25 protein-coding genes and 1 pseudogene are annotated in these 25,249 nt (G+C 61.6%); 10 read left to right on the forward strand and 16 right to left on the reverse strand.

Annotated features, from left to right (window positions below):
* The 8 genes from AC1DYF_RS07715 to AC1DYF_RS07750 form a co-directional block, all read right to left on the reverse strand.
* Entirely contained in the window at window positions 1–1,083 is a 1,083-nt protein-coding gene (locus AC1DYF_RS07715) for an imelysin family protein (RefSeq protein WP_477876116.1), read from the reverse strand.
* Window positions 1,083–2,606, reverse strand: coding sequence for a di-heme oxidoreductase family protein (locus tag AC1DYF_RS07720; protein WP_477876117.1), 1,524 nt, complete (start codon window positions 2,604–2,606; stop codon window positions 1,083–1,085). Before AC1DYF_RS07720 ends, AC1DYF_RS07715 begins: the two co-directional genes overlap by 1 nt.
* A gap of 48 nt (window positions 2,607–2,654) precedes the next feature.
* Complete coding sequence (locus AC1DYF_RS07725; RefSeq protein WP_477876239.1) at window positions 2,655–3,875, reverse strand: imelysin family protein; 1,221 nt, start codon at window positions 3,873–3,875, stop codon at window positions 2,655–2,657.
* Between the two features lie 274 nt (window positions 3,876–4,149).
* The gene (locus AC1DYF_RS07730; RefSeq protein ID WP_477876118.1) at window positions 4,150–5,439 is read right to left on the reverse strand and encodes an RsmB/NOP family class I SAM-dependent RNA methyltransferase; all 1,290 of its coding nucleotides are present in this window, start codon (window positions 5,437–5,439) and stop codon (window positions 4,150–4,152) included.
* A gap of 84 nt (window positions 5,440–5,523) precedes the next feature.
* Entirely contained in the window at window positions 5,524–5,859 is a 336-nt protein-coding gene (locus tag AC1DYF_RS07735) for a septal ring lytic transglycosylase RlpA family protein (RefSeq protein WP_477876240.1), read from the reverse strand.
* Between the two features lie 350 nt (window positions 5,860–6,209).
* Window positions 6,210–7,079 carry an SDR family oxidoreductase gene (locus AC1DYF_RS07740; RefSeq protein WP_477876119.1) on the reverse strand — a complete coding sequence of 290 codons (870 nt, stop codon included), beginning with the start codon at window positions 7,077–7,079 and terminating at the stop codon, window positions 6,210–6,212.
* 2 nt (window positions 7,080–7,081) lie between these two features.
* Window positions 7,082–8,224, reverse strand: coding sequence for a tRNA epoxyqueuosine(34) reductase QueG (gene queG, locus AC1DYF_RS07745; protein ID WP_477876120.1), 1,143 nt, complete (start codon window positions 8,222–8,224; stop codon window positions 7,082–7,084).
* 236 nt (window positions 8,225–8,460) lie between these two features.
* The gene (locus tag AC1DYF_RS07750; RefSeq protein WP_477876121.1) at window positions 8,461–9,153 is read right to left on the reverse strand and encodes a glutathione S-transferase family protein; all 693 of its coding nucleotides are present in this window, start codon (window positions 9,151–9,153) and stop codon (window positions 8,461–8,463) included.
* Between the two features lie 330 nt (window positions 9,154–9,483).
* On the opposite strand from AC1DYF_RS07750, the pseudogene AC1DYF_RS07755 reads away from it, so the two are divergent.
* A pseudogene (locus AC1DYF_RS07755) lies at window positions 9,484–10,272 on the forward strand (undecaprenyl-diphosphate phosphatase); the annotation flags it as partial.
* Between the two features lie 192 nt (window positions 10,273–10,464).
* A complete protein-coding gene (locus AC1DYF_RS07760) occupies window positions 10,465–11,508 on the forward strand; it encodes an SDR family oxidoreductase (RefSeq protein WP_477876122.1) in 1,044 nt (347 codons plus the stop codon).
* A 44-nt stretch (window positions 11,509–11,552) separates the two neighbouring features.
* Here the strand turns inward: AC1DYF_RS07760 and AC1DYF_RS07765 are convergent, their stop codons facing one another.
* The 5 genes from AC1DYF_RS07765 to AC1DYF_RS07785 all read right to left on the reverse strand — a co-directional run bounded on the left by AC1DYF_RS07765 (window position 11,553) and on the right by AC1DYF_RS07785 (window position 14,709).
* Window positions 11,553–11,714, reverse strand: a complete 162-nt coding sequence (locus tag AC1DYF_RS07765) for a hypothetical protein (RefSeq protein ID WP_477876123.1) — start codon at window positions 11,712–11,714, stop codon at window positions 11,553–11,555.
* Between the two features lie 370 nt (window positions 11,715–12,084).
* Window positions 12,085–13,065 (reverse strand): complex I NDUFA9 subunit family protein, encoded by a 981-nt coding sequence (locus AC1DYF_RS07770; RefSeq protein WP_477876124.1) that lies wholly within the window; start codon window positions 13,063–13,065, stop codon window positions 12,085–12,087.
* Between the two features lie 65 nt (window positions 13,066–13,130).
* Window positions 13,131–13,418: a DUF1330 domain-containing protein gene (locus AC1DYF_RS07775; RefSeq protein ID WP_477876125.1), complete on the reverse strand. Its 288-nt coding sequence runs from the start codon at window positions 13,416–13,418 to the stop codon at window positions 13,131–13,133.
* A gap of 42 nt (window positions 13,419–13,460) precedes the next feature.
* Entirely contained in the window at window positions 13,461–14,153 is a 693-nt protein-coding gene (gene pyrF / locus AC1DYF_RS07780) for an orotidine-5'-phosphate decarboxylase (RefSeq protein WP_477876126.1), read from the reverse strand.
* Window positions 14,154–14,253: 100 nt separating this feature from the next.
* Complete coding sequence (locus AC1DYF_RS07785) at window positions 14,254–14,709, reverse strand: carboxymuconolactone decarboxylase family protein (protein WP_477876127.1); 456 nt, start codon at window positions 14,707–14,709, stop codon at window positions 14,254–14,256.
* A 113-nt stretch (window positions 14,710–14,822) separates the two neighbouring features.
* Here AC1DYF_RS07785 and AC1DYF_RS07790 point away from each other — a divergent pair, with 113 nt between their 5' ends.
* Complete coding sequence (locus tag AC1DYF_RS07790) at window positions 14,823–15,695, forward strand: sigma-70 family RNA polymerase sigma factor (RefSeq protein WP_477876128.1); 873 nt, start codon at window positions 14,823–14,825, stop codon at window positions 15,693–15,695.
* 9 nt (window positions 15,696–15,704) lie between these two features.
* Here AC1DYF_RS07790 and AC1DYF_RS07795 read toward each other — a convergent pair whose 3' ends face one another.
* The 3 genes from AC1DYF_RS07795 to dnaN form a co-directional block, all read right to left on the reverse strand.
* On the reverse strand, window positions 15,705–16,310 hold the full coding sequence (locus tag AC1DYF_RS07795) for a histidine phosphatase family protein (RefSeq protein ID WP_477876129.1): 606 nt from the start codon (window positions 16,308–16,310) through the stop codon (window positions 15,705–15,707).
* 2 nt (window positions 16,311–16,312) lie between these two features.
* Entirely contained in the window at window positions 16,313–16,909 is a 597-nt protein-coding gene (pmtA, locus tag AC1DYF_RS07800; RefSeq protein WP_477876130.1) for a phospholipid N-methyltransferase PmtA, read from the reverse strand.
* A gap of 101 nt (window positions 16,910–17,010) precedes the next feature.
* The gene (gene dnaN / locus AC1DYF_RS07805) at window positions 17,011–18,129 is read right to left on the reverse strand and encodes a DNA polymerase III subunit beta (protein ID WP_477876131.1); all 1,119 of its coding nucleotides are present in this window, start codon (window positions 18,127–18,129) and stop codon (window positions 17,011–17,013) included.
* A gap of 227 nt (window positions 18,130–18,356) precedes the next feature.
* Between dnaN and rsmI the strand changes: the two genes are divergently transcribed.
* The 7 genes from rsmI to AC1DYF_RS07840 all read left to right on the forward strand — a co-directional run bounded on the left by rsmI (window position 18,357) and on the right by AC1DYF_RS07840 (window position 25,185).
* On the forward strand, window positions 18,357–19,217 hold the full coding sequence (rsmI, locus tag AC1DYF_RS07810) for a 16S rRNA (cytidine(1402)-2'-O)-methyltransferase (protein ID WP_477876241.1): 861 nt from the start codon (window positions 18,357–18,359) through the stop codon (window positions 19,215–19,217).
* On the forward strand, window positions 19,214–19,582 hold the full coding sequence (locus tag AC1DYF_RS07815) for a YraN family protein (RefSeq protein ID WP_477876132.1): 369 nt from the start codon (window positions 19,214–19,216) through the stop codon (window positions 19,580–19,582). The genes rsmI and AC1DYF_RS07815 overlap by 4 nt, the downstream gene beginning before the upstream one ends.
* A 225-nt stretch (window positions 19,583–19,807) precedes the next feature.
* Window positions 19,808–21,157 carry an extracellular solute-binding protein gene (locus AC1DYF_RS07820; RefSeq protein ID WP_477876133.1) on the forward strand — a complete coding sequence of 450 codons (1,350 nt, stop codon included), beginning with the start codon at window positions 19,808–19,810 and terminating at the stop codon, window positions 21,155–21,157.
* 121 nt (window positions 21,158–21,278) lie between these two features.
* The gene (locus AC1DYF_RS07825) at window positions 21,279–22,163 is read left to right on the forward strand and encodes a carbohydrate ABC transporter permease (RefSeq protein WP_477876134.1); all 885 of its coding nucleotides are present in this window, start codon (window positions 21,279–21,281) and stop codon (window positions 22,161–22,163) included.
* Window positions 22,164–22,173: 10 nt separating this feature from the next.
* Window positions 22,174–23,088, forward strand: coding sequence for an ABC transporter permease subunit (locus tag AC1DYF_RS07830; protein ID WP_477876135.1), 915 nt, complete (start codon window positions 22,174–22,176; stop codon window positions 23,086–23,088).
* A gap of 13 nt (window positions 23,089–23,101) precedes the next feature.
* On the forward strand, window positions 23,102–24,202 hold the full coding sequence (gene ugpC, locus AC1DYF_RS07835) for a sn-glycerol-3-phosphate ABC transporter ATP-binding protein UgpC (RefSeq protein ID WP_477876136.1): 1,101 nt from the start codon (window positions 23,102–23,104) through the stop codon (window positions 24,200–24,202).
* Window positions 24,199–25,185, forward strand: coding sequence for an endonuclease/exonuclease/phosphatase family protein (locus AC1DYF_RS07840; RefSeq protein ID WP_477876137.1), 987 nt, complete (start codon window positions 24,199–24,201; stop codon window positions 25,183–25,185). The genes ugpC and AC1DYF_RS07840 overlap by 4 nt, the downstream gene beginning before the upstream one ends.
* Window positions 25,186–25,249: the final 64 nt, after the last annotated feature.

Genomic DNA, 25,249 nt, shown 5'->3' on the forward strand with positions numbered 1-25,249 from the left:
TCAGTCTCCGTCTGCGAAGGAAAAGCCAGCTTCGAGGCCGACGGCGGCGCCGACATCATTGTTGATGCGCGTGGTGGCATCCTTCAGCGTGGAATCGATAAAAGCGAGTTTCGCCAGATATGTCTTATCCGCCAGGTTTTCGGCGCTCGGCGACGGCAGCTTGGCGACCGCTGCGGCGGCGGCCTTGTAGTCGAAGGTGACATTGCCGGCGAGAGCCTTTTTTTCCTCAGGCAGGAAGATGCCGGGATCGGCGGCTTGCCAGAGCTTTTCGAGGCCCTCGACATTGGCGGTGATGGTGCGGATCGTGTTGCCGGAGCGGCGGAAGATCGCGGCATTCGGCGTCGTTTTCTGGTTACTGCCGTCGTAGAAGGGCCGGATGCGCTTGTCGCGAACCATTTCGATACCGTGCACATGAATGCCGATCAGCGCCTGCATCGCCTCTTCGCCGGTGCGATAGACGGCATTGTCCTTGGACGGGTTTTTCCAGTCCTTGGCAACACCCTTCGGGTCATCCCAGGCTGCCTGCAGTTCCGCGGCTATGCTCTCGACATTCCTGGCAATCGCCAGGCCATAGCGGCAGCGGAAACCGTTCTTCTCGGCCATGATGCCTTCCGGATAGGAGCCGAAGAAGACATAGTCGAAGGCGCCAAGGCCCTGGATGCCGACGCTGCGCTCTTTCAGCGCCTTGGGGTCGGTTACGGCCTCGTCCGGCGTGGCGATCAGTGCCTGGACCTGTTTCAGCCCGATCGACTTGCGATCGGGATAATAGAGCACGCGCTCGAAGCGGTTCTCCTGCATGACCGGTCCTTCGGTGACGATCGATACCTTGTTCCAGGATTCGATCGCATCGGCGAAGCGGATGCTCATCGCTTTGAATTCGGCATCCGAGGGCGCGCTGCAAAGCTTTGCCGTTTCATTAGCAAGGGCAGATGCCTTGGCATGGAAATCGGCATAGGCGGGCCGGATATAGCCGTCCACCGCCTTGACCATGACCTCTCTGGCCAGCGTCTGGTCGATCGCCAGTGCCGGCGGGGCGGCAGCCAGCATCAACAGGGGAGACACGAGCCAGGCGAGCTTAATCATCAGAGCGACTCCAGGAAGGCGATGAGTTTGCGGCGATCCTCGGCCGCGAGTTTGGCATAGGCGTCCCGCGCCTTGGCGGCCTCGCCGCCATGCCAGAGGATCGCTTCTTCGAGCGTGCGGGCGCGGCCGTCGTGCAGATAGGCTTCATGGCCGCTGACCGTCTTGGTCAGCCCGATACCCCAAAGCGGCGGCGTGCGCCATTCCTTTCCGTCGGCCAAGCCCACCGGCTGGCCATCGGCGAGATCGTCGCCCATGTCATGCAGCAGGAAATCGGAATAGGGCCAGATCAGATGGAACGCGAGCGGCTTTTCCGGCCAGTCGCGGCGGGTGACATATTTGGCGCGGTGACAGGCGACGCAACCGGACTCATAGAAAAGCTGCTTACCCTTGAGCACATCGGCAAAGCCGGATTGGCGGCGGGCGGGAACGGCAAGGTTTTGCGAATAGAAGGTGACGAGCGACAGGACCTGTTCGGGTGCTTCACCCTTGCCGAGCCGCGTCTGCTCGCCGTTGGGCATTTTCAGGCAATCGGCCTCGATGGCGGTGCAATCGCCGCTGGGGTCCGGCAGGTCCGGCGTCGAGATCCCGATATCGCCGGAAAAGGCGTGTGCGGCCTGGTCGCGGATCGTGGCATTCTCTGCCTTCCAGCCGAAGCGGCCTATGCGCAGCTTGCCCTTGCCATCGGTGACCATCTGCAGCCTGCCGGAAATGCCATCATGGTCGCGATCATCGGGATCAGCATTGGCTTTGAGGTCGTCGTCGGAGAGCGCCTCGATCAGGCCGAGACCGATCATGGCCGGGGTCACGCGGGCGGAGACCGTCGTCGTCTTGTCGAGCGGGCCATAGCGCAGGTCGGTGGCCGTATAAGTGGGCTTGCGGAGATCGATCTTCGTGCCGTCCGGGAAAGTGAAGGGCACGGTTTCATAGGTGATCGCCATCCGGCCTTCGGCCGCAAGCCCCGGCACAGCCTTGTCCTGCAACTGCCGGCCATAGATGGGATCGGGGAAATTCAGCGCCAGATGCTGTTCCAGCGCTTGCTTTTCCTTGTCCGTGGCCGGCGCACGGGCCAGCCGCAAGAACATCGAGGTCATGTCCGCGGCACCATCCGGCGTATGGCCGCGGCCATCGTCCTTATGGCAGCTCTCGCAGGAACGCGCATTGTAGAAGGGACCGAGACCATCCGTCGCATGTGTCGAGGCGGGTGCCGCGACCCACATCTGGCGGAACAGCGCATTGCCGAGATGGAAGCGCATCACCAAATCGCTATGCAGATTGGTGGTGAAATGCGAGAAAGCGAGATGGTCCGGTTCCTCAACCGAGGTCGTCGCGCCGGCCTGCAGCGCCTCGAAGTGCTCGGCCTGGGAGAAATCCGTCGTCGGCCGGATCACCGCTTCGACACGGGCGCGGTCCTTGACGGAAAGATCCTTGCGTAGCGGCATATTGTCGGGCTGATCGCCGGATACGGCTTGCCCCGCCAGCACGAGCGCCAGCAGGGGAAGCGAAACGAGAAATGGACGCATCATGGTTATGCCGGGCGACGCTGGATTTTGGCCCGCGCCGCCGCGCCTTGCTTATTTGAACACGGCGCTAGGTTTATCGAGGCTGTCGGAACCTTCAAGTTCGATCTTGCCCAAATCCAGCGCAGTCACGATACGTTGAACGGTCTTGGCCTGGTCGACCAGGCCATCGATCGCTGCCTGGACGACGGCATTGCCTTCCTTGTTGCCCTCGGCGATCATCTGGTCATATTTCTCGATCGTCTCGCCACGCTTGACCATGAAATGCATGGCGTCGAGCGTGTGGTTGAGCTTGCCCATCATTTCCTTGTCGAGCGCCGGATTCTTTTCCGCCACAAGGTCATGCAGCGAAGCGCCTTCGATCTTGGTGCCGTCGAGACGCGTATATTTGCCGGTATAGACCTCGGCGATGCCGATGGCGTCGTTGAGATGCGAATTATAGGTATTGTCGGAGAAGCAATCGTGCTCCTGCTCCGGATCGTGGAGCAGCAGGCCGAGCTTCATCCGCTCGCCGGCCAATTCGCCGTAGGAAAGCGAACCCATGCCGGTCAGCATGGCCGACAGGCCCTTCTTCGCGTCGGCAAGGTCGTCCTTGGGCGCTTCACCCTCCGGCGACCATTGCTTGACCATATAGGTCAGGTCGCTGACCAGGAGCGTGGTGGCGGATTTCAGATATTCGGCGCGGCGACCGCAATTGCCATGCGTGCAGTTCTTGAGGTCATAGTCGGTCGCCGGACGCTCGCCGGCGCCCGGGCCGGTGCCGTGCAGGTCCTGGCCCCAGAGCAGGAATTCGATGGCGTGATAGCCGGTCGCGACATTGGCTTCGCTCTTGTCGGCTTCCTGCAGCGTGTTGGCGAGCAGGTCGGGGGTGATTTTCGTCGCGTCGACGTCCTTGCCGGCAATCTTGAAATGCGGATTGGCGATGACGTTGAGCGTATAGTCCGGATTCTCGTCGCTCTCGGTGCCATAGGACTTGGCGACATAGTCGATCAGCCCCTCGTCGAGCGGCCAGGAATTGACCTTGCCTTCCCAGTCGTCGACGATCTTGTGGCCGAAGCGGTAGGCTTCGGTCTGCTGGTAGGGAATACGGGCCTTGATCCAGGCGTCACGCGCCGCCTTCAGCGTTGCATCATTGGGATTGGCGAGCAGCGCGTCGACAGCCTTGTCGAGCGCCTTGGCGGTGATCAGCGAATCCTCATATTTTGCATGGCCGATCGCGACATAGTTCTTGACGATCGCCGCGGGATCGGTGGCGGCCTGCGCCGCGCTGGACATGAGGATGGCGGTGGCCGACGCGATCGTGAGCGCCAGCGGGGCAAATTTGCTGATCATGGTACTCCCCTTAGAGCAGCGGATGGGCTGGGCGGTGTCATGACTCAGAATGAAACTAGTGTCAAATAGTCTAGTTTAGAACAATTATAGGATCAATGGATCTGGATTTCCCTCAACCGGTCGCGTGGGAGAAACCGCCCTTGTCGTCACGTTGACGGTGGGCGCGACCGTGCTGCGCCAATGCCGCGGCAATATCCGCCGCGGAGCACGAAGTCGATCAGCCTTTTTTCCGGAGCATGGCGAAATAGAAGCCGTCGGTGTCGGTGAGCGCCGGCGACAGCGTCAGCGTCTTGCCGTCGCTGCTGTGCGGCCTGACCTGCTTGTCGCCGAACAGCTTTGTCCAGCTGTCGAGGGCAGAGACGACCTCGAAACTCGGATCGGATTGCAGGAAGAAATCGACCTGTGCCTGGTTTTCCTCCGGCAGGACCGAACAGGTGACATAGCAGAGCCAGCCGCCGGGACGCACATAGTTGGACGCCTTGGCCAGGGCTTCGCGCTGCTGACCGAGGCGCTCTTCGAGGTTCTTCGGTGTCAGCCGCCATTTGGTGTCGGGGCGACGGCGCCATGTGCCGGTGCCGGTACAGGGTGCGTCAACCAGCACGCGGTCGCATTTGCCGCGCAGACCGGCGAGCGATTTCTCATGCTCCTGGACCTGCACATTGCGCGTGCCGGCGCGACGCAGGCGTTCGATAATCGGCGCCAGACGCTTGCGGTCGGCATCGAAGGCATGCACCTGGCCCCTGTTGTGCATCGTCGCGGCAAGCGCCAGCGTCTTGCCGCCGCCGCCGGCGCAATAGTCGAGGATCTGTTCGCCGTCCTCAGCCATCACCAGGTCGGCGACGATCTGCGAGCCTTCGTCCTGCACTTCGAACCAGCCCTTGGCGAAGGACAGTTCCGCTGTGACATTCGGTAGCCGCGATGGTCCCTCACCCGGAGGAATGCGGATGCCCTGGCGGGCAATCGCGGCAGGCTGGGCCTGCGCCTCTTCCAGCGCCTGCACCACTTTATTACGGTCGGCCCGGAGTGTGTTGGTTCTGAGGTCGAGCGACGGGCGGGTGGCAAGCGCTTGCGCTTCCTTGAGCCAATCGTCGCCGAAATTTTCCTCAAGCAACGGTACGACCCATTCGGGCACATCCGCCTGGATATAGGAGGCAGCGTCTTCGAGCCGGCGCGTGGAGAAGGCTCTGAGCATTGCCTCGTCCAGCGGTTCGGGCGCGAACTTGTCGCCCTCGAATTCGGCAGCGAGCGCCTCCGGCGCAAAGCCCCACTGGCGCAGCATCACCGCATAGCCGAGAGCCGCGGGCGTGGCACTGTCCATGAGCCAGGCGTGCGAGAGCTTCATCCTGAGCGCATCATAGACGATGTTGCCAACTGCTGCCCGGTCGCCCGAGCCGGCAAAGCGCCGTGACAGTCCCCAGTCCTTCAACGCATCGGCAACGGGGCGACGTCGGGTCTCAATGTCATTGAGCACTTCGATCGCTCCAGATAGCCGTCCGCCCAAGCGCATTCACTGATCTCCATTGGTCCAAGCGGGCGTGGTAACCGCGATTGGCCTGAAGAGCAAGCTTTTGGGAAGGAAGGCGACCGGAAATCAGCCGACGACGTCGTAGCAGACACGCGCCGTGCCGCTATGGATCATGCCGATGCTGTTGGCGGCGGCACGGGAAAGATCGAGAACGCGGCCACGAATGAAGGGGCCGCGATCATTGACGCGAACGATGACAGCACGGCCGTTGCGGCTGTTGGTCACTCGCAGCCGGGTGCCGAAGCGGAGCGAGCGGTGGGCGGCAGTGAGCATGCCCGGATTCATCCGCTCACCCGAGGCAGTGCGGGAATGCGCCGCGTACCAGGAGGCGCCACCACAACCGTTTCTGGCCACGGCGACCCCCGACGACAGACTACAGATGAGAGCGGCGGAGGTAGCCATGGCCAAAACGCGGTACTTTTTTTCGAACATTAACCCGTCCCTGAACGTTTATTTCTGGGAACGAGTTTTGCCGGGTCAAAAGTGGCAAAAACTTGCCTGATGCGATCACGCAATGTTAAAATTGAAATATTAATCGATTGGCTAAATGGAACATGATGGAAACAAAATTACAACTTACAGTTTTTTATACCAAAGAATCAGTGTGAAGACCTTTTACGGTCGGGTGCGACATTTTATTCTGCCCGGCTTCACGAATTTCACGAAATTTTTCACAATTAACCTGATGTTAACCGGATATTTTAGGCTTTCATCCGCCGACATGACAGAATTGTGGCAGCTTTTGCCACAATTCAGCCCCGCCAGGCGCCCTCTTGCCACATCTGATCAAGGGAAATCCTGTAGTCCGGGAAGCGGAATTCGAACCCCAGGGCGCGGATGCGCGCATTGGAGACCCGCTTGTTCTCCGCATAGAAGGAGCGCTGCATCGGGCTCAGTTCCGCAGTATCGAAATCAATGTCCGGTGGTATCGGCAGGCCCATGAGCCTGGCCGCATATTCGACCGTATCCTGGGTCGGCCAGGGCAGGCTATCGGTGATGTTGAAGATGCCGCCTTCGTCGCGACCGATCAGGAACGCGGTTGCCAGACCGATATCCTCGACCCGGATGCGGTTGAAGACCTGATCCTTCTTGACGATGCGGCGCGCCGTACCGTTGGCGAGATTGACGAAGGGATTGCGCCCCGGACCATAAATGCCGGAGAGGCGCAGCACGGCGACCGGGATTGCCAGCCGCCGGCCGATGTCGAGCCATTGGTTCTCGGCCAGCACCCGTTCCTTCGAGCGATTGGACAGCGGCGTCGGCTCCGCAGTCTCATCCACCCAGGCGCCGTCGCGGTTGCCATAGACACCGATAGTCGAGAGATAGCCGATCCACTGCAGGCGCGGCATCCGTGCCCTGAGGTCTGGCGTGAGCCTGAGGAAAATGTCGCCGCCCTCGCCGGGCGAGATCGACTGGACCAGATGGGTGGCATCCGCCAATGCGGCCTTAAGCTCCGGCGAAATGGAATTGCCGTCGAAGAGCCGCGGTTTGATGCCGAGAGCGGCAAGTTCCGAGAGATTCTCGAGGCTGCGGCTGGTGCCATGAATCTCATCGAAATCCGGCGCACAGATCCGGCCAATCATCTTGCCTGAAAAGCCGGCACCGAGAATCACCATTTTCATATTCAAAACCCTGCCCTCTGCCATTCCGCGATCACGCCGGGATCTGTCTCTTCGGCACGAATGCGTCTGACTTCGTCATCGTCCATCGTCTTTTCAAGTCTGGACAGCGCCCAGACCGCCATGCCGCGCACCTCCGCCGAGATATCGGATAACAAAGCCCGACAGTGCGCAACAAGCGACGGATCGCCGGAATTGCCGGCAGCGATCAGACAATTGCGGACAAAGCGGTTGCGCCCGATGCGCTTGACCGGAGAGCCTGAGAACAATGAACGGAAAGCAGCATCGTCGAGCCTGAGCAACTCGCCGAGCGGGGGCGCGATTAGGTCTGGCCGGGCCGCAAGTTTCATCTCGCGGCCTGCTGAGGCGAACTTGTTCCATGGGCAGGCCGCCAGGCAATCGTCGCAGCCATAGATACGGTTGCCGATCAGCGGCCTGAATTCGGGATCGATCGACCCCTTGTGCTCGATGGTAAGATAGGAGATGCAACGCCGTGCATCGATCCGGTAGGGCGCTGGAAAGGCCGATGTCGGGCAGGCGTCGAGGCAGGCGCGGCAGGAGCCGCAATGATCGACCTCCGGCTCGTCCGGGATCAGGTCCGCGCCGGTGAAGATCGAACCGAGGAACAGCCAGGAGCCGAACTCACGGCTAAGCAGGTTCGTATGCTTGCCCTGCCAACCCAAGCCGGCGGAGGCAGCCAGCGGTTTTTCCATCACTGGCGCCGTGTCGACGAAGACCTTGATCTCAGCGCCCGAGCGGGCAGCAAAGCGTGTGCCGATCTCCTTGAGCTTGCCTTTGATCACGTCGTGATAGTCTCGATTGCGGGCATAGACGGAGATATTGCCCGTGCTTCGCCGGCCAAGATTTTCGCGAGGATCGGTCTCGGGGCCGTAATTCATGCCGAGCATGATGATGGAGCGGGCGTCCGGCCAGAGTGTCTTGGGGTCCGAGCGGCGCTCACGCGTCTCCGGCAGCCAGTCCATGGTGCCGTGAAAGCCCTGGCCGATGAAGGCAGCGAGATCATCGCCGGCATCGGGGATGGCGTCGGGGGTGGTGATGCGGCAGAGGTCGAAGCCGAGTTCGTGCGCCAGGGATTTGACGTGGGCGGTGAGCTTGGCGGCGGCCGGGGCGTTAGAAGGGGCGGCCATGAGGAGGCCTCGTATTTGAGCACCGAAGCTGCGGCACCCCCCTCTGGCCTGCCGGCCATCTCCCCCTCAAGGGGGGAGATTCGATGGGGCAGTGTCCCGGACCTCTCTTCTGTCGCATGCGCAGCGCTCGACAGTTATTCGGGACGGAGCGCGTGCCTCCTGCCGATCTCCCCCCTTGAGGGGGAGATGGCCGGCAGGCCAGAGGGGGGTGGCCGCGAGGCACGGCGATCAACGTCCTAAAAATCCAGATCCGCATAATGCGGCGCCGGTGTCACGCCCCTGATCCTATCATTGAGCAGCGGCCGGAAGCCGGGGCGCGATTTGATCCTCTGGTACCATTCCTTGATCTGCGGCATATCGTTCCAGTCGATCTCGCCGAGATAGTCGAGCACGGAGACCGCCGCTGCCGCGGCAAGGTCGGCATAGGTCAGGCGGTCGCCGGCGAGCCAGGTGCGCGAACCGGCAAGCCAGGTCAGATAGCGCATGTGCTGCTTGATATTGCCGCGCGCGGTGCGCAAGATTTTCGAATCAGGCGCGCCGCCGCCCTGCTCGGGCGTCATGTAAAGCTTGAAGACGCGCTCGCGCACCAGAGGCCGCGTCACGTCCTGCTCCATCTTGTTGAGGAACCATTCCGTCAGGCGGCGGATTTCGGCGCGCTGGAAAGGGTCTTCGGCCAGCAGGCGGCGGTCGCGTTTCAAGACGCCGCTCGTCTCGTCGAGGAATTCCGAGATGATCGTGGCGCCGCACAGCGCCCGCATATTATCGTCGACATAAACAGGCAGCGTGCCGGCCGGATTGAGCGCGATGAAATCCCGCCTTTTGTCCCAGATCGGCTCCTCCACCAACTCCGACGGCACGGCATATTCCGAGAAGATCAGCCGGACGAAACGGGAGGCGGTCGACATGGGATGGTGGTAGAGCAGGGTCATAGGGTACCGGCAGAAAGTTGGCTGCGGCGCTCCCGACCGCGCCAAAGCGGGAATCGGAAATTGCCGTCAGTGGATTAGACAATTGACAGGTATAGAAATTTGGCTCCGCCGACACAAGCAGTTCGGCTCATTCTTCGCACCCGCCGGCGGTTTCCGGTAAATGAATCGACAATTTGAGCCATCATTCCGATAAAATCTTAACGTTTACGAATCTGTAAACTGACTCCTTCAAAGAATGCTGGTAGAGCGAGTCGCGCCCTGCCGGCGGAACTCAGGCGGGCCACAGCATTCTCGGCCGGCTTCCTCCCAGCCCATCACCAAGAGGCATCCATGGATTATTTCAACGCCCTTATCCTAGGCATCGTCGAGGGATTGACGGAATTCCTCCCTGTTTCGTCAACCGCGCATCTGCTGCTCGTCGAGCATTTTCTCGGCTTCGACAAGAACAAAGTCGCCGCCTCCTTCACCATCCTCATCCAGCTCGGCGCGATCCTCGCCATCCTGCTGGTCTATTTCCGCAAGCTGCTCGACGTGGCGCTGACCCTGCATTCCAGCCAGCGGTCACGCTTCTTCGTCCTCTCGATCCTCGTCGCCTTCCTGCCCGCCGCGATCATCGGCTTCTTCGTGGCAAGTCACCTCGAAGCCCTGTTCGGCGATCCCGTCCGCACCTGCTTCGTGCTGATCATCGGCGGTATCATCCTGCTCGCCGTCGACCGGCTGAAGCTCAGGCCAAAATATTTCGACGCCATGGCCTATCCGCTGCCGCTGGCCCTCAAGATCGGCCTTTGCCAGTGCCTGGCGATGATCCCGGGCACGTCGCGCTCCGGCGCAACCATCGTCGGTTCGCTGCTGATGGGCACCGACAAGCGCTCGGCTGCCGAATTCTCCTTCTTCCTGGCCATGCCGACCATGGTCGGCGCCTTCGTGCTGACCGTGTGGAAGCAGCGTCACAATATCAGCGTCGACGACATGACCTATGTCGCGATCGGCTTTATCGCAGCCTTCGTCTCCGGCCTCCTCGTCGTGCGCTCGCTGCTCGCCTTCGTCTCCCGGCGCGGCTATGCGCCGTTCGCCTGGTGGCGCATCGTCTTCGGTCTCGTCTGCCTGTTCGGTCTGTATTTTTATCCGGCCAACAAGCCGGCGGAAGCGCAGCCGGCGGCGACGCAGACCAGCACCACGACGCAGTAATTGTCAGTCGGGCGGCAAGCCCGACCTTGCTACTCGCAATCAACCGTCAAACGACTTGCCAACCGGCAGTATTTATCCATCTTAACGTGAGGCCGGGCAATCTCGGCCTCAAAGAGGGTGGCCATGAGCAGAGTTCTCGTTACCGGCGGCACCGGCTTCGTCGGCAGCCATTGCATTGTCGCCCTGCTTGCCGACGGCCACGAGGTGCGTGCGACGGTTCGCAGCCTCAGGCGTGAGGCCGATCTGCGCGCCATGCTGAAGGTCGGCGGCATCGACGCTGGCGAGCGCCTGTCATTGTTTCCGGCGGACCTGGACCGGGATGCCGGCTGGGCGGACGCGGTCGCCGGCTGCGACTATGTGCTGCAGGTCGCCTCGCCCTTTCCCGCCGACGTGCCGCAAGACGAGGATGAATTGATCCGGCCGGCCCGCGACGGCGCGCTGCGTGTGCTCCGCGCCGCCCGCGACTCGGGCGTGAAGCGGGTGGTGATGACCTCGTCTTTCGCCGCCGTCAGTTACGGCCACCTGCCCGAAGGCGGCGTGTTCACCGAAAAGGACTGGACCGATCTCAACGCCCCTGACGCCCAGCCCTATGCGAAATCCAAGACGATCGCCGAACGTGCCGCCTGGGATTTCATCTCCCGCGAAGGCGGTGGGCTGGAACTCTCGGTCATCAATCCGACCGGGATTTTCGGACCAGTGCTCGGGCCGGATCTCTCGACCTCGATCGAACTGATCAGGATGCTGCTCTCCGGCGCCGTGCCCGGCGCGCCGCGCATCAGTTTCGGCGTGGTCGACGTGCGCGATGTCGCCCAACTGCATCTCACAGCCATGACGCATGCGAAAGCGGCCGGCGAGCGCTTTATCGCCGTTGCCGGTCCACCCATGTCGATCCATGAGATTGCCTTGCTGCTAAGACGCCGGCTGGGCGAAGCGGCATCCAGGACGCCGCGCTATCAGCTTCCGGATTGGATGGTGCGGATTGCCGGATTGTTCAATCCGGCGGCGCGGGCCGCGATTCCCCAACTGGGCCTTGTCCGACCTGGCAGCAGCGCCAAGGCAAGGGAATTGCTTGGCTGGAACCCGCGTTCGAACGAGGCGGCGATCCTTGCCAGTGCCGAAAGCCTGATCCGGCTCGACCTTGTCGGCACGAAATTCAAGGCAAAATAATAGGGCCGCATCCCGCGACCCCATATTCATCGTTCACAKATCGCTCAATGACCCGCGGGGATGGTCCCCGTGACCGTGCAGGGATCGACGCCGTAGGCCGGCGCGCATTTGGTCTTGTCGGCGGCGACCGTATGCGGCGCGACGAAGGAACCGGCGAGAATGACAAGCGCCGCAGACGCAAAGAACAATGCGATCGATTTGCCCATTAAAGTCCCCTAATGACTTGGATATTTGCCCGTGCATCCGCCAAATCAGTCGCATCCAATCGGGTTGTTGTTGGGGCGGGTTTTATTCAGTCGTGCACATCTAAGCAATAAAACATCGATGCTGAACGGCGGGTTAATGCGCTATAGTGAATTTGTGCGGCTTTTGTGCAACTTGTGCATAAATCGCCCGAAATTCGGCAATTTCCRGCCACAAAAAAGCCGCCACCAGGACCGGCAGCGGCCATATTTTTGCTAGCCAGGCCGAGGCTTAGAGCGCTTCGCGTTCTGATGGAATCAGAACCGCGCTCTAAACCCTTGTTTTGCGCATGTCGTTGTCCTGAAACCGGTTCCCACTTTCAGGCGACATGCTTCAGGCAGCAGAGCCGGAATGGGTGAACTGGCCTTCCGGCCGATAGCGAACGAGATAGCTCGGCAGGATGGCGCCGGCGAGCGTCGGTTCGATGCCGAGGCCCTGCAGCGTACGGCCCTCGGCCATGGCGGCGCCCGAAACGACGTTGTCGGAGCGCAGCAGCGTCACCTGGTCCGACGTGATCGTCGGCTTGACGAAGGGGATCAGCGAATTGACCGAGCCGATCAGGGACGCAAGGCCGAACGGCAGCGTGGCCATGCGCTTCTCGCGATAGGTGATCGCCATGATCTCTTCATAGATGTCCTTGAGGCTCTTCACCTCCGGACCGCCGAATTCATAGATCTTGCCGCCAGGGACGCGGCCTTCGACCGACCGCGCCACCGCCTCGGCGACATCGTCGACGAAAACCGGCTGGAAACGCGTCTGGCCCCCGCCGATCAGCGGCAGGAACGGCATCGACAGCATCATCTCGGCAAAGCGGTTATAGAACGTGTCCTCGGGCCCGAAGATCACGGACGGACGGATGATCACCGCATCCGGCACGGTGGCGAGGATCGATCGCTCGGCGCGGCCCTTACTCTTGGCATAAACGGAGGGCGAATCGACATCGGCGCCAATCGCGGAAATCTGCGTCAGGCCGCAGCCCTGGGCACGGGCCGCTTCAGCTATGGCGCGGGCGCCGAAATCCTGCACGGCATCAAACGTGTTGCGGCCCGACGGATAGAGCAGGCCGACGCAGTTGATCACATGGTCCGAACCCTTGACCGCCGCGTCAACCGAGGCGCGATAGCGCAGATTGGCCTGGGCGAAGGAAATCTGGCCGACATTGCCGAGCGGTTGCAGAAAGAAGGCGAGATCGGGACGGCGCACGGCGACACGGACGCGAAAGCCGCGCCGCGCCAGACTGCGAACCACGTGGCGCCCCAGAAAGCCCGATCCGCCGAACACGGTCACGAGTTTCGGTACATTCGCTAGCGTCATCGTCGTTCTCCTATAGGCCGCCTTTAATCCGTTCCTTAGCTGAAAGCGTCTCTGAGGTGAAGCGGCTAAATGCCTTCGACGACCACCATTTCGGCGTCGGCGACCTGATGGCGGATCGCGGCGGCGATCTGATATTCCGGCGAGTTATAGCAATCATAGGCCGCCTGCAGCGAAGGGAACTCGATCACCACGTTGCGTGCCCGGACCTCACCCTCGAGACGGTGATATTCGCCGCCGCGGGCGAGGAAATTGGCGCCATACTTTTCGAAAGCCGGCTTGGCGGCGGCGACATAGTCCTTGTAGCGCTCCGGATCACGCACATCGACGCGGGCGATCCAATATCCCTTGGCCATTTCTACCTCCGACGGTCAGTCTGTTGGGCTGTGCAAGGGGGTCTAAAGCACGGAATCGATTTCGGCAAGGATGGCGCGCGCCGCTTCCAGGGGCTCGGGCGCCTTGACGATCGGTCGGGCGACGACGAGATGGCTTGCGCCGGCGAGGATGGCTTCGGAGGGCGACATGACCCGCTTCTGATCRTCCCTGTCGATGCCGATGGGACGTATGCCGGGCGTGACAACGGCAAGGTCGGGACCGACGACCTTGCGCACCACCTGCGCCTCCTCGGCCGAGCAGACAATGCCGCCCATGCCGGCACGGCGGGCCTGTTCGGCGCGCCGGAGAACAAGCGCATTGGGGGCATAGTCATATCCCGCCTCGATCATGTCCTGTTCATCCATGGAGGTCAGCACCGTGACGCCGAGCAGGCAGAGGCTGGAACCCTTGGCCGCCTCGACGGCGGCGCGCATCGCCTTGGGATAGGCGTGCAAGGTGAGCATGGTCATGCCCATCTTGACGATGTTCTCGACGCCGCTCGCCACCGTGTTGTCGATGTCGAGCAGCTTCATGTCGAGGAAGATCTTCTTGCCGTCGCGTGCAAGCTCACGGGCGAAATCCAGTCCGCCGGCGAAAACGAGCTGATAGCCGATTTTGTAATAAGCGACGGCGGATCCGAGTTTCTTGACGATATCGGCGGCTTCGTTGACGTTCGGCACGTCCAGCCCCACGATCAGCCTGTCCCTCGCCGCCATGCCAAGCTCCCTTGCCTTGATTTGACCGGCCGACCAGTGCCACGCATGCCACCGGCCTGCAAGAAGAAAGGCAGGGAAATCACCGCTATTTATGGCACTATTACTTCCAGGGCGCGCCGACCACCTGTTTGACGGTGGCGTTCAGGCGGTTCCAGACATTGATCAGCGCAATCTCGACGATCAGTGCGGCGAGCGGCTTGTCGTCGAAATGCTTGCGCGCCTCTTCCCAGATGTCGTCCGGCACGGGATCGGCGCGGTCGGCGAGCCGGGTCACGGATTCGGTGAGAGCCAAAGCAGCCCGCTCCTCGTCGGTGAAGAAGGGCGTGTCGCGCCAGGCGGCAACGGCGAAGATGCGCTCGTCGCTTTCGCCGGCCTTCTTCAACTCATCCGCATGCATATGGACGCAGACGCTGCAGCCGTTGATCTGGCTGGCGCGCAATTCCACCAGCTTGCGGATGGTGAGCGGCAGTTCCTTTTCGGTCGATTTGCCGACGGCGTGAAGTGCGGTGAGCGTCTCGGGCAGCAGTCCGACCGGATGTTTCATTCTCACTTGCATGGTTGGTCTCCATCAGGTTTATCAATTTTCCGACGATCTTGCCGGCGACCCGTCACGCGGCCCGGCTTTCGTTCGTCATCGGTGTGACGGAGCGACAAAAGGAAACGTGACCGATGGACGAAGAAAATTTTCTCGCCGAACAATTCAGGGCAAATCGCACCCAGCTGAAATCCATTGCCTACAGGATGCTGGGCTCGACCAGCGAGGCGGAAGACGCCGTGCAGGAGGCGTGGATCCGCCTCTCCCGCGCCGATACCGTCGGGGTGAAGAATCTCGGCGGCTGGTTGACCACCGTCGTCTCCCGCGTCTGTCTCGACATGCTCCGATCGCGGAAATCGCGCCGCGAGGACGGGATCGACACCGCCAGCCATGAGCCGGCCGTCGAGCCGGAGGCCGCGGTGATCGAGAGAGAGGCGATGCTGGCTGACTCGGTCGGGCTCGCCATGCTGGTCGTGCTCGAACAATTGTCGCCGGCCGAACGCATCGCCTTCGTGCTGCACGACATGTTTGACCTGCCCTTCGACGATATCGGCCCGATCGTGGATCGGACGCCGATTGCGGCGCGACAGCTCGCCAGCCGCGCGCGCCGCCGCGTGCAGGGCAGGCCGGTACCGGACGAGGCCGAACTGGCCGGTAATCGTGAGGTGGTACGGGCATTCCTCGCCGCTTCACGTGACGGCGATTTCGCCGGCCTGCTGGCTGTGCTCGACCCCAACGTGATCTTCCACGCCGACGAAGCTGCCGTGCGGCTGGGTTCACTTGGGGAAATCCGTGGTGCCGATACAGTTGGCAAAGTCTATCTCGGCCGCGCCAAGACCGCCGAGGTCGCGCTGCTCGACGGCGAGGTCGGCATCCTGGTGGCCCCGGTCGGCAAACTGCTGTTGGTGTCGAAGGTGATCGTGCGCGACGGCAGGATTACCGAGATTTATGCGGTGGCCGATGCTGGCAGTCTTGCGGAGATGGAGATTATGGATGCCGGGAACTGACGGTCTGTGTCAGCTCGCCAAAATCTCCCGCCGTTCGCCCGTCCATTCATCCATCGGCACCCAACCGGTCAGCAATTTCCGGTCATGGAGACGGAAGGCGAATAGATTGCCGCCGCCGGCAGGCTGGTCTCCATCGCGGGCGATCGGCAGGCCGCCGAGATGACATTTCAGCAATGTGCCGACGCCGCCATGGCCGACAAAGGCAATCGGCTGGGCAGGATCATGGCGGTCGAGAATCCGCGTCACCGCCGAGACGATCCGCCACTGCGCGTCGATCGCGCGCTCCCAGCCGCGAAAGCTTTCTTCCGGATGGGCAAAGAACCAATCGGCTGCCGCTTCGAATTCGTCAGGCACGAGGAAACCGGTGGCAGAGCGATCGTTTTCGCCCATGCCCTCGACAATCTCCGGCGTCACATTCGAGGCATTGCTAAGGATTTCCGCCGTCTCTATTGCCTTGGTCTCATCACTGCTGACGATGCGGCCAAGCGCCTTTGCCCATGGCAAAGTGGCCGCCAATGCGGCGCGCGCCTTGCCCTTGTCGGACAGGTGCCAACGAGGTACCGCCAYCGCTGGATCCACGATGATCTGCGGATGGGTGACGTAGAAGCCGAGCATGCTCAGGCATGCGCCTTCTTGTAGTGCCAGATCTGCGCCGGCGGGATGTTGCGCAGAATAATGTCGAAATGCTCGACCTTGTAGATCTCCGGCCGCTTGGCGACAGGTGATTTCGGGCCATAAGAGAATTGCACCACCGGCCGGCCCGGTGCCATCAGGTCAAGCAGGCTCTCGACCAGCTTCACCCGCGCATGCATGGGGAAATTGAGGAGAGGAATGCCGGAGATGACGCAATCGAATTTCTGGCCGCGATAGGCTGCGAGCGTCTCTTCGATATTGAAGGCGTCGCCATTGATGAAGTGCACGCCGGGGAATTTTTCCACCAGATGGTCGTAGAACTGCGTCGAATATTCGACGGAGACCAGGTTTTCCGGCTTCACGCCCATGGCAAGAATCGCCTTGGTGATCACGCCGGTGCCGGGGCCGAGTTCCAGGACGGGAAGGCCGGAACCGGTGTTGATGATACTGGCCATCTTGGCCGCCATGCGCGCCGACGTGGGCATGATCGCGCCCACCGTCTTCGGCTCAGCCATCATGCCACGGATGAAGCGGATTTCGTCGTCGAATTTCGACGCCAGGCGTTCCTTGAGTGCGCGCATATTTTCCCCTTTTGATTTGCATCATAGATGCAATCAAAAAAGGTGAAAGCAAGACAAGCGGTTATGCAGGCCTAAATTTTGTCCGCAGAATTTACAGCCGCTCAAACGCGCATCGGCATCAGAACGTAAAGCGCGTCAGCGCTGGAGGAATCGAGGATGATGGTCGGCGAGCCTGGATCGGCGAGCTTGAACACCGCATCATCGCCTGTCAGCTGACTGGTGATGTCGAGGAGATAGCGGGCATTGAAGCCGATTTCCAGCGGGTCGCCCTCAAAGGAGACCGCAAGTTCTTCCGTGGCGCTGCCGGAATCGGGATTGTTGACGGTAAGCGTCATCTGGCCGTCGGCCAGCGCCAGCTTGACGGCGCGGCCGCGCTCCGACGAAATCGTCGAGACGCGGTCGACGGCGCTGGCGAAGGTGCCGCAGTCGACGCGCATTTCCTTGTCGTTGCCCGAAGGGATGACACGCTGGTAATCCGGGAAAGTGCCGTCGATCAGCTTGGAGGTCAGCACGATCTCGCCGAAGGACAAGCGGATTTTGGCGTCCGAGACCTCGAAGCGGATATTGGCCTCCGGGTCCTCGATCAGTTTCTGGATCTCGCCGACCGTCTTGCGTGGAATGATGATGCCGGGCATGCCCTCACAGCCCGAAGGCGCTTCGATCTCGGATCGGGCCAGGCGGTGGCCGTCGGTGGCGACCGCGCGGAGTTTCAGAGCGCCAGAAGCCTCGACGGCGTGCAGGAAGATGCCGTTGAGATAATAGCGCGTCTCTTCGGTGGAAATTGCGAACTGGGTGCGCTCGATCAGCATCTTGAGATCGGATGCCTTGATGGTGAAGGCATGGCTGAACGTGCCGGCGGTCAGATCCGGGAAGTCGGCTTCCGGCAGGCATTGCAGCGAGAACTTCGAACGGCCGGAGGTGACGCTCATGGTCGAACCGTCGGCATTGGTCGACAGCATCACTTCAGACCCATCCGACAGCTTGCGGACGATTTCGTAGAGCAGATGCGCCGGCACGGTGGTGGCGCCGGCCTGTTCGGCCATGGCCGGGGCGCCTTCGGTGATTTCCAGATCGAGGTCGGTTGCCTTCATCATCAGGCTGGAGCCTTCAGCCTTCAACAGCACGTTGGAAAGGATCGGGATCGTGTTGCGGCGTTCCACGACGCGGTGAACATGGCCCAGAGATTTCAGAAGGTTGGAACGCTCGAGTGTAACACGCATGATATCTACCGTTTTCGTTATTGGTGCCGGCCCTGCCGGAAAACCCGCCCCCGGTGCGGACGCGCAAAATGGCAGAAATAATGCGGCTATGGCAAGCGATTTCGCTTGAGCGCCCGCTCTCTTGCACATCTCGCCGCTGCCGCCCATAAAGAGAAACAGTTGAATTTCCGGAGCAGGCCTTGGCCGCAGACGATCAGACAGACAATTCCGCCTCCGGCAGTTTCCGCATCCGCACGCTGGAGATACAAGCGCGGCCGCTGGAGCCCGCGCTCTACCTCGTGGCGACGCCGATCGGCAATCTCGGCGACATGACGCTCCGGGCGCTCGAAACGCTGGCCGGCGCGGACATCCTGGCGGCAGAGGACACGCGGGTGACGCGCGTCCTGCTCGACCGCTACGGCATTTCCAGGCGCGCCTATGCCTATCATGAGCACAATTCCGAAGAGGCTGGACCAAGATTGATCGCGGCGATCACAGCCGGCAAATCCGTGGCTCTGGTCTCCGATGCCGGCACACCACTGGTCTCCGATCCGGGCTATCGGCTGGTGCGCGAGGCGGTCGAGGCCGGATTGAAAGTCGTTCCGATCCCCGGCCCCTCCTCGGTGGTGACGGCGCTCTCCGCCGCCGGCCTGCCGAGCGATTCCTTCTATTTCGCCGGCTTTCTGCCGCAGAAGGAAAAGGCCCGCCGCGACCGGCTGGCGGAAATCGCAAGCATTCCCGGCACGCTGATTTTCTTCGAATCGCCAAACCGACTGCCTCAGAGCTTGAAGGACGCCGCCGATGTTCTCGGCAGGACCCGTCAGGCTTCGGTCTGCCGAGAACTGACCAAGACATTCGAGGAATTCCGCCGCGGCACGCTCGGCGAGCTGGCCGCGTATTATGACGCCAATCCGAATGTCAAAGGCGAGATCGTCGTCGCAGTCGCGCCGCCGGAGCCTGAAGCGGCGCCCCAGGGCGAGACGTTGGACGAGATGTTGAAAACGCTCGCGGCCCAGATGCCGGCTGCCAAGGCTGCGGCGGAAGCGGCGCGACAGACCGGCCTGCCGCGCAAAGAGCTTTACCAACGTCTGCTGGAGCTCAAGAGTTGAAGCCGCCGCGCTCCGGACATGACCGGCGCAAGGCGCTCCTCGTCGGATGGCTGTCGGAATATTACGCCGCCTTGTACCTGATCCTGCGCGGCTACCGCGTCGTCGCCATGCGCTTCCGCGTCAAAGCCGGCGAAATCGACATCATCGCCAGGAAGGGCGATCTCGTGGCGTTTGTCGAGGTCAAGGCGCGGCGGATCACCGGTGACGCGATCTTCGCCGTCGATCCGTCGACGCAGCGCCGCATTCGCAATGCCAGCCTCGCCTGGATCGCTCGGCAACCCGATGCATCACGCCTCGCCTACCGTTACGATATCGTCGCCGTCACCCCCTGGAGCCGGCCGCAGCATTTCAGCGATGCGTTTTAAAGCTTTTTGACTTACACGCTTCAACTTCGGCCAAGCTTGATCGACGGCGACCCGAAGGCTGGCGGCAAAGCGCCGCAAACGGCCGGACGCTACCCCAACTGAACCTCGCCAACACCATGATATCCGGGATTGCTAGCCGTCATATAAACTTCATTGGCCGGGATAAATCGAAGCCGCTAATAGGGCCTCGCGCAAAAATCTGCGTTTCTCTTTCTCGAGGTTCTCATGCAAGCCAAGCTCCTGGGCGCTGTCAGCGCCTTTCTCGCCGTAGCCGTCCTTGCTGGCCCCGCCGCCGCCGAAAAGACCAAGATCGACTTCTGGTTCGGCAATTCCGGCGATATCGCCAAACGCGTTCAGGAACAGTGCGACCGCTTCAACAAGTCGCAAAACGATTACGAAGTTGTCTGCACCAGCCAGGGCTCGTACGACGCCTCGCTGCAGAACACCATTGCCGCCTACCGCGCTGGCAAGCAGCCGACCATTGCCCAAGTGTCGGATGCCGGCACGCTCGACATCATGCTGTCGGGCGCTTTTTACCCGGCTAACAAGCTGATGAAGGACATGGGCTACACTGTCGACTGGAAGGACTATTTCTCCGGCATCGCTTCCTATTATGCGACGTCGAAGGGCGAAATGTACTCCTTCCCCTTCAACTCCTCGACCGCTCTGCTCTACTGGAACAAGGACGCCTTCGCCAAGATCGGCAAGGATCACGCTCCGGCGACCTGGGAAGAAGCTGGCGAAGACTTCAAGGCGCTGAAGGCCGCCGGCTATGCCTGCCCGCTCGGCTTCAATATTTCGCGTGACGAAGTCTGGCAGTATGAAGAGCAGTTCAACGCCATTCACGGCGAACCTGTCGCCACGAACAAGAACGGCTATGAAGGCCTCGATGCCGAGCTGACCATCAACAAGGGCAAGTGGGTCCAGTTCGTCAGGGATCTGAAGGGCTGGTATGACGCCAAGGAAGCGCTGATCAAGTCCAAGGAAACCGGCCAGACCTTCGTCGAAGCCTTTGCTGCCGGCGATTGCCAGGTCATCCTCACCTCGGTCGGCGACCACGGCAATATCGGCCGCACCGCCAAAGCCGGCATGAACTGGGGCACCGCCATGTTGCCCGTCTACAAGGGCACCGAGCGTCACAGCTCGTTCGTCGGCGGCGCATCGCTCTGGGTGCTGAAGGGCCATTCCGACGCCGAATACAAGGCGGCTGCCGCTTTCTTCAACTTCGTCGCCAAGCCGGAAGAAGCGCTGACCTGGTCGACCGTGACCGGCTATATCCCGGTGCGTAATTCCGGCTATCAGTACCTGGTCAAGAACCACTTCTACGACAAGGCGCCCTATGCCGGCCGCGAACTCGCCATCAAGAGCCTGACCGCTTCGCCGGCCAACGACAATGCCCCGCATGGCGTCCGCCTCGGCGGCCTGCTGCAGATCCGCCAGGAAATCTCCAACGCCCTGCAGGACATCTTCATCAACAATGCCGATGTCCAGACGTCGCTCGATGGCGCCGCCGATCGCGGCAACCAGATCCTGCGCCGCTTCCAGGCGACCTATAAGGGCGTCCAGCTGCCGTAAGGCCTCGCGCATCCAGGCCCTATCTGGCGCCAGGGCGCCGGATAGGGCTTCACACGATCTCGGGTCCGGATGCGTTTACCGCGTGTTTCGGACCGTCCTTTAACTCCGATTGAAGCGATTCATGGAAAAGCGCGTCACCTTCTCCTCGACGACGATCGGCCTGCTGTTTGCGGCGCCGATGCTCATCCTGATCTTCATCTTCTTCTACTGGCCGGGCTCGCAGGCGCTCTATTGGGCGTTTACGCTGGAACAGCCGTGGGGCGGGGGAAACCGCTGGGTCGGGTTCGATAATTTCAGGCAGTTGCTGAGCGATCCGATCTATTGGAACTCTATCGTTCGAAGCCTGGTCTTCGGCCTGTCGTCGACCGCCATTTCCATGGTGCTGGCACTGACACTGGCGATCCTTACGGACCGCGAACTGCGCGGCCATAAGCTCTACCGCTCGATCTTCATCTGGCCCTATGCGATCGCCGCACCCGCGCTCGGTCTTGCCTTCCGCTTCATCCTGGCGCCGGAGGCCGGCCTGCTGTCGATCATCAACCATATCTGGCCGGACATCTGGAATCCCGCGCTCGACGGCAAGGACGCGATGATCGCCGTCATCGTTACCTTTTCCTGGAAATATATCGGCTACAACTTCATCTTCTTCCTGTCGGCGCTGCAAGGCATTCCCCGCTCGCTGATCGAGGCAGCCGCCATGGACGGCTCCGGGCCGATGCGCCGCATCTGGGATATCCAGCTGCCGTTGCTGACCCCGACTTTGTTCTTCCTGCTCGTCATCAACATCACCGAAAGCTTCCAGGATTCCTTCGGCATCGTCGACGTGATGACGCAGGGCGGTCCGGCCCGCGCCACCGAGCTCATGGTCTACAAGATCTATTTCGATGGCTTCAAAGGTCTCGACTATTCAGGCGCCGCTGCGCAGTCGATCATCCTGATGCTGCTCGTCATCCTGCTCACCATTTTCCAGTTCCGCTTCATCGAGCGGCGCGTGCACTATAAGTGAGGTCCGGGCCATGGTCGAACGCACGCCGATCTTCAATTTCATCAGCTATCTGCTGCTGGCGCTTGGGCTGGTCATCGCGCTCTTGCCCTTCGCCATCGTCATCATCGCCTCGACACTCGATCTCAAAGCGGTCAACACGGTGCCGATGCCACTGACGCCGGGATCGCATTTCTGGGAGAACGTCCAGACCGCGTGGGTCCGCGCTGATCTCGGCAACAAGCTCTTGCACAGCATCATTTTCGCCGCCACCGTCGGGGCCGGCAAGGTGATCCTCTCGTCCATGGCCGCCTTCTCGATCGTCTATTTCCGCTTCCGCGGTCGCATCGTGATCTTCTGGATGATCTTCATTACCCTGATGCTGCCGCTCGAAGTGCGCATCGTCCCGACCTATTCGATCGCCGCCAACGTGCTGGAGCCCTTCCAGGCGATCTCTGATATCACCGGCATCAGCTGGCTCGTCGCCCATCTCTTCGGCATCGAAGTCAAGCTGCAATGGGGGCTATTGAACTCCTATACCGGCCTCGTCCTGCCGCTGGTCGCAACGGCGACCGGCACCTTCCTCTATCGCCAATGCTACCTGACGGTCCCGGAAGAGTTGGCCGAAGCCTCGAAAATGGATGGCTCAGGGCCGATCCGGTTCTTCTGGGATATCCTGATGCCGCTGTCGCGCTCGAACATGATCGCGCTTTTCACCATCATGTTCGTCTGGGCCTGGAATCAATATCTCTGGCCGCTGCTGATCACCACAGATCCCAAATTCGGCATCGCCGTCACCGAACTCAAGACGCTGATCCCGTCCGAATTCGGCCTGCCGGACTGGAACGTGGCGATGGCTGGCACGCTGATCATCATGTCGCCGCCGCTCATCCTCGTCATCCTGATGCAGCGCTGGTTCGTGCGCGGCCTTATCTCCACCGAAAAGTGAAAGGATTCTGGCCTTGGCACCAATCTCCCTGCGTGGCGTCAAAAAGAGCTACGGCAAGAATGCCGTCGTCCATGGCGTCGATCTCGAAATCCAGTCGGGCGAATTCGTCGTCTTCCTCGGACCGTCCGGCTGCGGCAAGTCGACCCTGCTCAGGATGGTCGCCGGACTGGAGGAAATTTCCGCCGGCGAAATCTCCATTGCCGGCCGCGTGGTCAACAAGCTCGAACCTCGCGAGCGCGGCTGCGCCATGGTGTTCCAGAACTATGCGCTCTATCCGCATATGACGGTGGCCGAGAATATCGGCTACGCATTGAAGGTCGCCGGCGTCTCCAGGGCCGAGCGCACCAAGCGCGTCGCCGACGTGGCCAAGTCGCTCAATCTCGAACCCTTCCTCGACCGTCGCCCGGCGGCACTCTCCGGCGGCCAACGCCAGCGCGTCGCCATGGGTCGTGCGATCGTGCGCGAGCCGGTCGCCTTTCTGTTCGACGAGCCGCTCTCCAATCTCGACGCCAAGCTGCGCGTGTCGATGCGCGGCGAGATCAAGCAATTGCAGAAGCGGCTCGGCACGACCGCGATCTACGTCACCCATGACCAGACCGAAGCAATGACGCTGGCCGACCGCCTCGTCGTGCTCAACAAGGGCCTGGTCGAGCAGATCGGCAGCCCGCTGGAAGTCTATCACAAGCCGGCTTCGACCTTTGTCGCGGGCTTCATCGGCTCACCGGCGATGAACCTGGTCAATGCCGAGAATGGCCCTGACGGCATTCGCATCGGTGATCAGTCAGTGCCCGCCAGCGCCGGTGCCCCGAAAGAACCAAAGCTGATCGTCGGCTTCCGTGCCGAGGATGCAAAGGCCTCGCTCGATATCGAAGGCCGGATCGCGTTCCATCTTGATTATGTCGAGGAACTCGGCGCCCAGCGTCTGCTGCATGGCACGGTCGGTGGCCAGCAGATCACGGTCGCCGCCCCCTCGGCCCAGCCGTTTGGCGAGCGCATGGGCCTGACGATCGCGACCGACCATTTTCACTATTTCTCTGCCACTGATGGCAAGCGCATCGCCGGCAGCCCGATCCCGGCGGCGGATATCGCCGCAGTCCAGGCGCAGGTGCAATGATCCGTGCCGCAGTTTCCGCCCTCGATGTGATTTCGCTCGAAGAGCGCGCCCAGCTGGTTGGTCCCAAAACCGTCGAAGCGCATGATGCGATCATGAGCCGGCTCGGCGCGATGGGCACGGTCGAGACCGGCGGATCGCCGTCCCGCACCCTGCCGCTCGCCTTCCCGTTCAACGTCTCCGCCTGGAACCTGGAACGCTGCCTGTTCGTCGAGGATAGCGCCGCGCATGTAGAAAAGAGCGAACCAGCCGTCGTATTGCTGTCCGAGATGGACAATGGCATGGCCCGCACCGCCCAGCGCCATACGACCGCAGATTTGGCGAGCGCGATGCGCATGGCCTATGCCTATGGCGTCGAATTCCTGGAAATGGGCCTCGGCTCGGACACCGAGCGTGGTTTCTGCCGCGACAGCATCAACGAGAAAGGTTTCCACGGCAACGGCCTTGTCTCCTCCGTGCCGATCGAGCAGCCGTTCATGATCCGCCTCTTGGGCGAGCGTCTGTGGCGCAACGATGCCGATCAGCCACGCATCGGCGAACGCTGCGCCGTCGGCGGCCTGATCTCCACCGAAGCAGGGCCTTTCGTCGCCGTCTCCGTGCATCTCGAAAGCGCCACCACGGCCGCTTATCGCGAGCGGCAGACGAAGGAACTGATTGACGAAATCGAAGCCGCCTTCCCTGCCCTGCCGATCCTCATCGGCGGCGATCTCAACACCGGCAACCACGCCGGCGGCGATTTCGAGGCCGAGGGCCTGTTTCCGATGAGCGCTACGCGTGGCTTCACCCGCCATGGCGGCCCGATCGAACAGATGACGACGCGGCCGAGCCTGATCACCCGCTGGCCGGAACGCGCGATGAAGCTTGACTGGTTCCTGTCGCGCGGCCTGATCATCGGCCATTCGGAGATCACGCCTTCGCTCGATGGGACCGGCCGGCCGCTCTCCGACCACGACCACATCACCTGCCGCATCGACGGCTTCGCCTGATCCCAGACTGGCTAGCCAGACCGGCTGGCCGGATGGGCTTGCCAGACCGGCGTGCCCGTCCTAC

It is taken from the genome of Rhizobium sp. P2_G9 (genome assembly GCF_056403475.1).